This window comes from Rhizobacter sp. P5_C2, from assembly GCF_054049715.1.
In genome coordinates this window covers 1-9,235 of record NZ_JBFULV010000164.1, presented here as the reverse complement: position 1 = coordinate 9,235, position 9,235 = coordinate 1, and the positions used below count along the sequence as shown (strand labels likewise).

The window sequence follows — 9,235 nt, the reverse complement described above, 5'->3', positions numbered from 1 at the left end:
GGTGTGGCACGCGCGCCGCGGCAGCCGCTCGCGGCGGCGCATCGCGGCCACGCCGCACTGGTGGGCGGTGCTCGCCTCGGCGCTGCTGCCGGGGCTCGGCCAGTGGATGCGCGGGCGCAACGCGATGGCGCTCGCCTGGTTCCTGGTCTGGTCGGTCTACACGCTGGCGATCAGCGTGCCGGTGCTGTGGAACCTGCTCGGGCCGCGCAGCGACGTGTCGGTGCAATACGCGGCCGACGTGCTGGCGGTGCAGTTGCTGATCACCGCGTTCGCGGCGCTGGAGGCGGCGCGGCGCTGAGCCGCATCCGTTCGGCACGCCGTCCCTCCACCAACTGGAGGATGACGCCGGCCCCGGTGCGGCGCAACGTGAGCGGTGCGTGCCCGCTGTCATTGCGGCGACACACGCCGGGTCCACAACGGGCAGGCGTGGCGCCCGGCGCGCGCAACCCAAGGAGTTGACCCATGCCCATCGCCCAATACGGTGTCCTGTGCGGCCGAGCGATCGACCGCCAGCTTGGCTCCGGTGCCAAGCCCCACTACCAGATCCACATCGTCGACCGCAACACCGACTACCGCATCGCGGTCAACGTCGCGTCGGCGCTCGCGCCGTCGGAGGTCGAGTACGTCATCGAGCCGCAGTTCGACCACCCGGTGCTGCAGAACCTGGCCGACCTGTCGTCGGGCTGGCACGCGCTGGTCTCGAAACCGGGCGGTGCGGCGCTCGACTTCATCCGGACCAACCTGTTCGATCCGCGCAAGATGGTGCCGTTGCCGATCAACGTGCCGGGCCCGGACAACGACCTGAACGAGAAGCTCGACCACTACGTGCAGCGCGCGATGGCCGACGAGGAGGCGATGGTGTTCGCCTTCGGCCAGCGCTGGGGGCCGGAGGCCGGCAAGAAGGACGCCTATTTCGGCTTCCTGCCGGGCAACGGCGTGCACGACATCCACATGAACCAGGCCAACGTCGGCCAGTTCACGAAGGACGACGGCGTCTACCAGGACGGCGCGCTGCTGCTGCACTACCCGGCGCAGAAGCAATGGGTGGGCATCTTCCTGAAGTTCCAGTCGCAGACCTGGCACACCGACGACAAGACCGGGCACCAGACCACGGTCGACACCAGCGGGCCGACCGACCCGCCGCCGGGGCCCGGCCCGTTCGTGCCCGGCAACCCGCCGACACCCAACCGGCCCGACGGCATGCTGCGCATCGTCTCGGCGCTGGTCAACAGCGTCCAGTCACCCGAGATCGAGACGGTGACGCTGCTGAACGTGACCAGCCAGCGCATCGACCTCGGCGGCTGGAAGCTGCTCGACCGCAACAAGGCGGCGACGCCGCTGTCGGGCCCGATCGAGCCGGGTGAAACGCGGCGCTTCAAGGTGACGGCACCGATGGTGCTGTCGAACAAGGGCGGCGTGATCAGCGTGGTCAACGGCGACGGGCTGCGCGTGGACGGCGTCACCTACTCGAAGGCCGATGCGTCGCTGCCGGGCTATTCGGTGAAGTTCTGACCAGGGAGACTTCCATGCGCATCCGCAACGAGAACGGCGGCCTGACCGCGATGGCCGTGGCCGGCACCTACGTGGTGCTGCTGGGTTGGGACATGCCCGAGCCGGCGATGCTGGCGCAGGGCGTGCTGGGCTTCGCGGTGCGGCGGCTGCGCGAGCGCGACGGCGAGCGCATCTGGCTGTCGGGCATGAAGACCTTCGAGCAGGTCGAGCCCTGGCCGGTGCCCGGCGAGCCGGTGACGAGCTTCCTGCACCCGCTGCAGACCTTCCAGTGGGCGGACTACAGCGCCTCGCCCGACGAGCGCTATGTCTACACGGTCGTCGCGATGGGCGGCCAGCCAGGCGCGCTGGTGCGCGGGCCGGAGGTCGACCTGGCGGTGACGACCGAGCGCGTCGACCAGGGCAAGCATGCGGTCTTCTTCAACCGCGGCGCGGTCGCTTCGCAGGAGTACGCACGACGCTTCCAGAACCGGCGGCCGGACGACGTGGGGCCATCGGCCTTCAACTGGCTGTCGCGCGGACTGGTCGAGGGCCTGGAGGCGTTCATCGCACAGGCCGCGGCGGGCGACGAGCTGGCAGGCGCCTTCTTCGAGTTCAAGAGCCCGCGCATCTACGCCGCGCTGAAGGCGGCGAAGGCGCGCGGCGCGGTGATCGCGGTGCTGTACGACGGCGACAGCGAGGGCGAGGGCAACGAAAAGGCGCTCGACGGCCAGGGCATGGACGGCATGGTCAAGTCGCGCGAGCACTCGGGCGGCTTCGCGCACAACAAGTTCCTGGTGCTGCGGCAGGCGGGCGTGCCGAAGCAGGTGTGGACCGGCTCGACCAACCTCAGCGTCAACGGCATGTTCGGCCATTCGAACAATGCGCACATCGTGCGCGACGACGCGATCGCGGCCCGCTATCACCAGTACTGGCTGCTGCTGAACCAGGACGAGACGCGCAAGCCGACCGCGACGAAGGACGAGGCGCTGTCGCCGCTGCCGGCGGACGGTTCGCCGCTGGACGCGCTGTTCTCGCCGCGGCTCGGGCTGGAGGCGCTCGACTGGTACGCCGGCCTCGCGGCCGGTGCGCAGCGCGGCGTGTTCATGACCTTCGCGTTCGGCATGAACAGCCGCTTCGTGCCGTCGTACGACAAGACGGACGGCGTGCTTCGCTTCGCGTTGATGGAGAAGAAGGGCACCGGCAAGACCTACAAGGCGCAGGCCGCCGAGATCGACCGCATCCGCCGGCATCCGAACGTGACGGTGGCGGTCGGCAACCGCGTCGAGCTGAACCTGTTCGACCGCTGGCTCGCCGAGCTGGACCGCATCGCCGACGAGGCGCACGTGCTGTACGTGCACACGAAGTACATGCTGGTCGACCCGCTCGGCGCCACGCCGACGGTGGTGGTGGGTTCGGCGAACTTCTCGGCGGCATCGACCACCGACAACGACGAGAACATGCTGGTGATCCGCGGCGACACCGCGGTGGCCGACGTCTACCTCGGCGAGTTCATGCGGCTGTTCTCGCACTACGCGTTCCGCGAGTCGCTGCAGTTCAAGGGCGCGACGTCCGAAGCGAATGCCCTGCTGCGCAAGTACCTGGTGCCGTCGCGGGACTGGATCCACGGTGGTGGCGGCGCGGGGCAGAGCTACTTCAAGGCGGGGTCGGACCGGGCGTTGCGACGGCTTTATTTCTCGGGGCAATGAGCCTGCTCAGATCGACATCCGGTCGCGCACGCCCTCGGCTTCCATGTTCGGGCCGCGCCCGCGCTGGATGATCTCGCCGCGCTCCATCACCAGGTACTGGTCGGCGAGCTCGGCGGCGAAGTCGTAGTACTGCTCCACCAGCACGATCGCCATGGTCTTGCGGTCGGCCAGCATGCGGATCACGCGGCCGATGTCCTTGATGATGCTCGGCTGGATGCCCTCGGTCGGCTCGTCGAGGATCAGCAGCTTCGGCCCGGCCGCCAGCGCACGCGCGATCGCCAGCTGCTGCTGCTGTCCGCCCGAGAGATCGCCACCGCGGCGGTTGATCATCTGCTTGAGCACCGGGAACAGCTCGAACAGCTCGGCCGGCACCGGCGTGCCGCCGCTCTTGTACGCGAGGCCCATGCGCAGGTTCTCGTCGACCGTCAGCCGGCCGAAGATCTCGCGGCCCTGCGGCACGTAGCCCACGCCCTTGCGCACCCGTTCGTAGGGCGTGTCGTGGGTGATGTCCTGGCCGTCGAGCCGGATGCCGCCGGTCTTCACCGGCACCACGCCCATCAGGCTCTTCAGCAGCGTCGTCTTGCCCACGCCGTTGCGCCCGAGTACCACGGTCACCTCGCCCAGCTTCGCCTCGAAGCCGAGGTTGCGCAGGATGTGCGACCCGCCGTAGTACTGGTTGATCCCTTCGACCTTCAGCATGGTTCAGCGCCCAAGATAAACCTCGACCACCTTGTCGTTGGCCTGCACGTCGGACAGCAAGCCTTCCGCCAGCACGCTGCCCTCGTGCAGCACCGTCACCTTCTTGCCGTTGCGGCCGTTCTGCGTCAGCTCGCCGATGAACTTCATGTCGTGCTCGACCACCACCAGCGAATGGTTGCCCTCGAGCGACAGGAACAGCTCGGCGGTGCGCTCGGTCTCTTCATCGGTCATGCCGGCCACCGGCTCGTCGAGCAGCAGCAGCTTCGGGTCCTGCATCAGCAGCATGCCGATCTCGAGCCACTGCTTCTGCCCGTGCGACAGCAGCCCGGCGACGCGCTGCGCGCCGTCCTTCAGGTGGATCAGCGCCAGCATCGCCCCGATGCGGTCGAGCTGCTCGCCGTTCAGGCGGAAGAACATCGACGAGCGCACGCCGCGGTCGGCCTTCAGCGCGAGCTCGAGGTTCTCGAACACCGTCAGCTGCTCGAACACCGTCGGCTTCTGAAACTTGCGGCCGATGCCGATCGACGCGATCTCGTTCTCGCGCAGCCGCAGCAGGTCGATCGTGGAGCCGAAGAAGGCCTTGCCCGCATCGGGCCGCGTCTTGCCGGTGATGACGTCCATCATCGTCGTCTTGCCGGCGCCATTCGGCCCGATGATGCAGCGCAGCTCGCCGGCGCTGATGTTCAGCGACAGCGCGTTCAGCGCCTTGAAGCCGTCGAAGCTGACGGTGATGTCGTCCAGGTACAGGATGGCGCCATGCGTGGTGTCGAGCACGCCGTCCTGCACCACGCGGCCGTAGCTCGCCGCGCGGCCGCCCGAGGTGCCGGCGCCGCCCTGCTCCTTGTTCGCCAGCGCCGCGCGCACGCGGGCACCGGCTTCCATCAGCTCGGGCGTCATGCCTTCACCTCATCCTTGCTGCCGCGCCCGAACTTGCGCGCGAGCCCGACGATGCCTTGCGGCAGGAACAGCGTCACCGCGATGAACAGCGCGCCGAGGAAGTACAACCAGAACTCCGGGAATGCCTGCGTGAACCAGCTCTTTGCGCCGTTGACGAAGAACGCGCCGACGATCGGCCCGACCAGCGTGCCGCGCCCGCCCACCGCCGCCCAGATCGCGATCTCGATGCTCGCGGCCGGCGACATCTCGCCCGGGTTGATGATGCCGACCTGCGGCACGTACAGCGCGCCGGCAATGCCGCACATCACCGCCGAGATCACCCAGATGCTGAGCTTGTAGCGCAGCGGGTCGTAGCCGGTGAACATCACGCGGCTCTCGGCATCGCGGATCGCCTGCAGCACGCGGCCGAACTTGCTGCCCACCAGCCAGCGGGCCAGCAGGAAGAAGCCGATCAGCGCCAGCCCGCTCAGCACGAACAGCGTCATCCGCATCGTCGGCGTCGCGATCGGGTGGCCGAGGATGCGCTTGAAGTCGGTGAAGCCGTTGTTGCCACCGAAGCCGGTCTCGTTGCGGAAGAACAGCAGCATCGCCGCGTAGGTCATCGCCTGCGTGATGATCGAGAAGTACACGCCCTTGATGCGCGAGCGGAACGCGAAGAAGCCGAACACGAACGCGAGCAGCCCCGGCACGAGCACGATCAGCAGCAGCGTGGCGGCGAAGCTGTCGCTCGCCGCCCAGTGCCACGGCAGCGTCTTCCAGTCGAGGAAGACCATGAAGTCCGGCAGATCGGACTGGTAGTTGCCGTCGCGGCCGATCTGGCGCATCAGGTACATGCCCATCGCGTAGCCGCCGAGTGCGAAGAACACGCCGTGGCCGAGCGACAGGATGCCGGTATAGCCCCAGATCAGGTCCATCGCCAGCGCGCAGATCGCGTAGCACATGATCTTTCCGATCAGGCTGATCGCGTAGTCGCTCAGGTGCAGCGCGCTGCCGGCCGGCACCGCGAGGTTCAGCACCGGGGCGACGACGAGCACCGCGACCAGCGCGATGAAGATGCCGCTCCAGGCCTTGATCGACAGCAGCGAGGTCGACGGCCCGACGGGCCGCGATGGGGTCGGAAGAACGGCGCTCATGCTTCGGCACTCCGGCCTTTCATCGCGAAGATGCCTTGCGGCCGCTTCTGGATGAAGATGACGATGAAGACCAGCACCATGATCTTCGCGAGCACGGCGCCCTGCCAGCCTTCGAGCAGCTTGTTCAGCACGCCCAGGCCGAGCGCCGCGTAGACGGTGCCGGCCAGCTGGCCGACGCCGCCGAGCACCACCACCATGAACGAGTCGACGATGTAGCCCTGCCCGAGGTCGGGCCCCACATTGCCGACCTGCGACAGCGCGCAGCCGGCCAGGCCCGCGATGCCGGAGCCGAGCGCGAACGCATAGGTGTCGACGCGCGCGGTGTTGACGCCCATGCAGGCGGCCATGCGGCGGTTCTGCGTGACGCCGCGCACGAACAGCCCGAGCCGGGTGCGCGCGATCAGCAGCGCGACGCCGGCCAGCACCAGCACCGCGAACGCGAGGATCGCGATGCGGTTGAACGGCAGCGTCAGGTTGCTGAGCACCTCGACGCCGCCCGACAGCCACGACGGGTTCTCGACCTGCACGTTCTGCGCGCCGAAGATCGAGCGCACGCCCTGCATCAGCACCAGGCTGATGCCCCAGGTGGCGAGCAGCGTCTCGAGCGGGCGGCCGTACAGCCAGCGGATCACGCTGCGCTCGAGCACCGCGCCGACCAGCGCGGCAGCCAGGAACGACGCGGGGATCGCGACGATCACGTAGGCGTCGAACAGCCCCGGCAGGTGCGACTTGAAGAAGTTCTGCACCACGTACGTCGCGTAGGCGCCGATCATCATCAGCTCGCCGTGCGCCATGTTGATCACGCCCATCAACCCGTAGGTGATGGCCAGGCCGAGCGCGACCAGCAGCAGGATGCTGCCCAGGCTGACGCCGGTGAACAGCACGCCGAGGCGCTCGCCCCACGCGAGGCGCGCATCGATCGCGGTGAGCGCGATGCCGAGCTGGCTGCGGATGTCGGTCTCGCTCTCGCCGCCTTCGGCCGCGGGCTTCAGGCGCTCGAGGATCAGTGTCTTGGTGGCGGGTGTCAGGCTGCCGGCGAGTGCGCGGGCGGCTTCCATGCGCTTGCCGGTGTCGGTCGACGACACCAGGATCGCGGCGCGCACCTGCCCGAGTTGTTCCTTCAGCGATGCATCGGCCTCGGCGGCGAGCGCCTTCTCGATCAGCGGCAGGCGGCCTTCGTCGGCCTCCTCCTTCAGCGCCTTGATCGCGGCACGGCGCTCGCCGAGGTCGGTGGAGAACAGCTTCAGCGCGGCCAGCGCGCCTTCGAGCTCGCGGCGCATCTGGTTGCTGTTGATCACGTCTTCGGCGCCATCGGGCAGCTTCGCGTCGGCGCCGGTCGAGGCATCGCTCGCCTTGTCGCCGCGCAGCACGAAGACATGGTCGCCCGAGAGCTTCACCGCGTCGTCGAGCATCGCCTGCACGAAGGCGGCGAGCCCGTCATCGCCGCGCGCGAGCGACGCCTGCAGCGCGGCGATGCGCTCCTCGTTCTCGCCCTTCGCGAGCGCCAGCGCCTGCGGCGGCGTCAACGCGTGGGCGGCGGCGACCGACAGGCCGAGCAGCAAGGCGATCAGCCAGCGTCGTGCGTGCATGGGAAGCATCGAAGGAAATCCGTCCTGCTCAATTCGACAAGGGCCACCCGTTCGAAGGGTGGCCCGTTTTTCAGATCAACCGGTCAGCCGATCACGACTTCTTTTCCGGCTCGTCCTTCTTCTTGTCATTGCCTTCGATGTACGGGCTCCACGGCTTGGCCTTCACCGGGGCCGGGGTCTTCCACACCACGTTGAACTGGCCGTCGGCCTTCACTTCGCCGATGAACACCGGCTTGTGCAGGTGGTGGTTCTTCGCGTCCATCGTCGAGACGAAGCCGCCCGGCGCCGGGAAGGTCTGGCCGGCCATCGCGGCGATGACCTTGTCGGTGTCGGTGCTACCGGCCTTCTTGACCGCCTGCGCCCACATGTGGATGCCGATGTAGGTGGCTTCCATCGGGTCGTTGGTCAGCGGCTTGTCGGCGCCCGGCAGGTTCTTCGCCTTCGCGTACTCGGCCCACTGCTTCTTGAAGGCGTCGTTGGTCGGGTTCTTGATCGACATGAAGTAGTTCCATGCCGCGAGGTGGCCCACCAGCGGCTTGGTGTCGACGCCGCGCAGCTCTTCTTCGCCGACCGAGAAGGCCACCACCGGCACGTCGGTCGCCTTCAGGCCCTGGTTGCCCAGTTCCTTGTAGAACGGCACGTTCGAATCGCCGTTGATCGTGGAGATGACGGCGGTCTTGCCGCCGGCCGAGAACTTCTTGACGTCGGCGACGATGGTTTGATAGTCGCTGTGGCCGAACGGGGTGTACTTCTCGTCGATGTCGCTGTCCTTCACGCCCTTGCTCTTCAGGAAGGCGCGCAGGATCTTGTTGGTGGTGCGCGGGTAGACGTAGTCGGTGCCGAGCAGCACGAAGCGCTTGGCGCCGCCGCCGGCCTTGCTCATCAGGTACTCGACCGCGGGAATCGCCTGCTGGTTGGGTGCCGCGCCGGTGTAGAAGACGTTCTTGCTGAGCTCTTCACCCTCGTACTGCACCGGGTAGAACAGCAGGCCGTTGAGTTCCTCGACGACCGGCAGCACCGACTTGCGCGACACGCTGGTCCAGCAGCCGAACATCACCGCGACCTTGTCCTGGCTGATCAGCTGCTTGGCCTTCTCGGCGAACAGCGGCCAGTTGGAGGCGGGGTCGACGACCACCGGTTCGAGCTGCTTGCCGAGCACGCCGCCCTTGGCGTTGATCTCCGCGATCGTCATCAGGGCCGTGTCCTTCAGCACGGTCTCCGAGATCGCCATCGTGCCCGACAGCGAGTGCAGGATGCCGACCTTGATGGTGTCGGCGGCCTGCGCGAACAGCGGCAGGCCGAGGGCGGCGACGCCGAGCGACACGGCGCTCAGCGACGCGGCGAAATTGCGGCGGGATGACTTCATGGACGAACGCTCCTGTGGGTTGTGTCTCGCGTCCCTTCTTGGCGGGGGACGGACGGACGCAGGTTACGGAGCGGGCCGGGATCGAGGAATACGACAGATGGCGTAGGGACGCTTTCGCGCGTGCAAAGGCGCGGGTGGGCAGGGTGTGGCGCGCCGGACGGTGCGGTCTTCGCCCCTCTCGGGGCGAAGACTTCCCTCCGCTGGCTGGTTTCATGGCCCGTCGCCGAAACTCCCGCCACTCACTTCGTTCGTTGTGGTCAAACAGTCGGCGACAGTCAGTTCACGAAGCGTGCTGCGCACGCGGGCCATGAATCCAGCCAGCTCCGGCGCCCCGCCCTGATTGGCGCTCCACAC

General features: G+C 67.9%; 8 protein-coding genes. 3 read left to right on the top strand and 5 right to left on the bottom strand.

Translation table 11 applies throughout. The features are described from left to right. The 3 genes from ACXJLU_RS31545 to ACXJLU_RS31535 form a co-directional block, all read left to right on the top strand. Nucleotides 1-298 (top strand): hypothetical protein (locus tag ACXJLU_RS31545; protein ID WP_457337704.1); only part of this gene is annotated, 298 nt, incomplete at its 5' end. 164 nt (nt 299-462) lie between these two features. Continuing rightward, nucleotides 463-1,512 (top strand): DUF2278 family protein, encoded by a 1,050-nt coding sequence (locus tag ACXJLU_RS31540; protein ID WP_457337703.1) that lies wholly within the window; start codon nt 463-465, stop codon nt 1,510-1,512. Nucleotides 1,513-1,526: 14 nt separating this feature from the next. Next, entirely contained in the window at nt 1,527-3,197 is a 1,671-nt protein-coding gene (locus ACXJLU_RS31535; RefSeq protein ID WP_457337702.1) for a phospholipase D-like domain-containing protein, read from the top strand. 6 nt (nt 3,198-3,203) lie between these two features. Here ACXJLU_RS31535 and urtE read toward each other — a convergent pair whose 3' ends face one another. The 5 genes from urtE to urtA form a co-directional block, all read right to left on the bottom strand. Beyond that, nucleotides 3,204-3,896 (bottom strand): urea ABC transporter ATP-binding subunit UrtE, encoded by a 693-nt coding sequence (urtE, locus tag ACXJLU_RS31530; RefSeq protein WP_073462233.1) that lies wholly within the window; start codon nt 3,894-3,896, stop codon nt 3,204-3,206. 3 nt (nt 3,897-3,899) lie between these two features. Beyond that, entirely contained in the window at nt 3,900-4,793 is an 894-nt protein-coding gene (urtD, locus tag ACXJLU_RS31525) for an urea ABC transporter ATP-binding protein UrtD (protein ID WP_457337701.1), read from the bottom strand. Further along, entirely contained in the window at nt 4,790-5,926 is a 1,137-nt protein-coding gene (urtC, locus tag ACXJLU_RS31520) for an urea ABC transporter permease subunit UrtC (RefSeq protein ID WP_457337700.1), read from the bottom strand. The genes urtD and urtC overlap by 4 nt, the downstream gene beginning before the upstream one ends. Next, nucleotides 5,923-7,515, bottom strand: a complete 1,593-nt coding sequence (gene urtB / locus ACXJLU_RS31515) for an urea ABC transporter permease subunit UrtB (protein ID WP_457337699.1) — start codon at nt 7,513-7,515, stop codon at nt 5,923-5,925. The genes urtC and urtB overlap by 4 nt, the downstream gene beginning before the upstream one ends. Before the next feature lie 91 nt (nt 7,516-7,606). Next, nucleotides 7,607-8,881, bottom strand: a complete 1,275-nt coding sequence (gene urtA, locus ACXJLU_RS31510) for an urea ABC transporter substrate-binding protein (RefSeq protein WP_056815695.1) — start codon at nt 8,879-8,881, stop codon at nt 7,607-7,609. Nucleotides 8,882-9,235 lie beyond the last annotated feature (354 nt).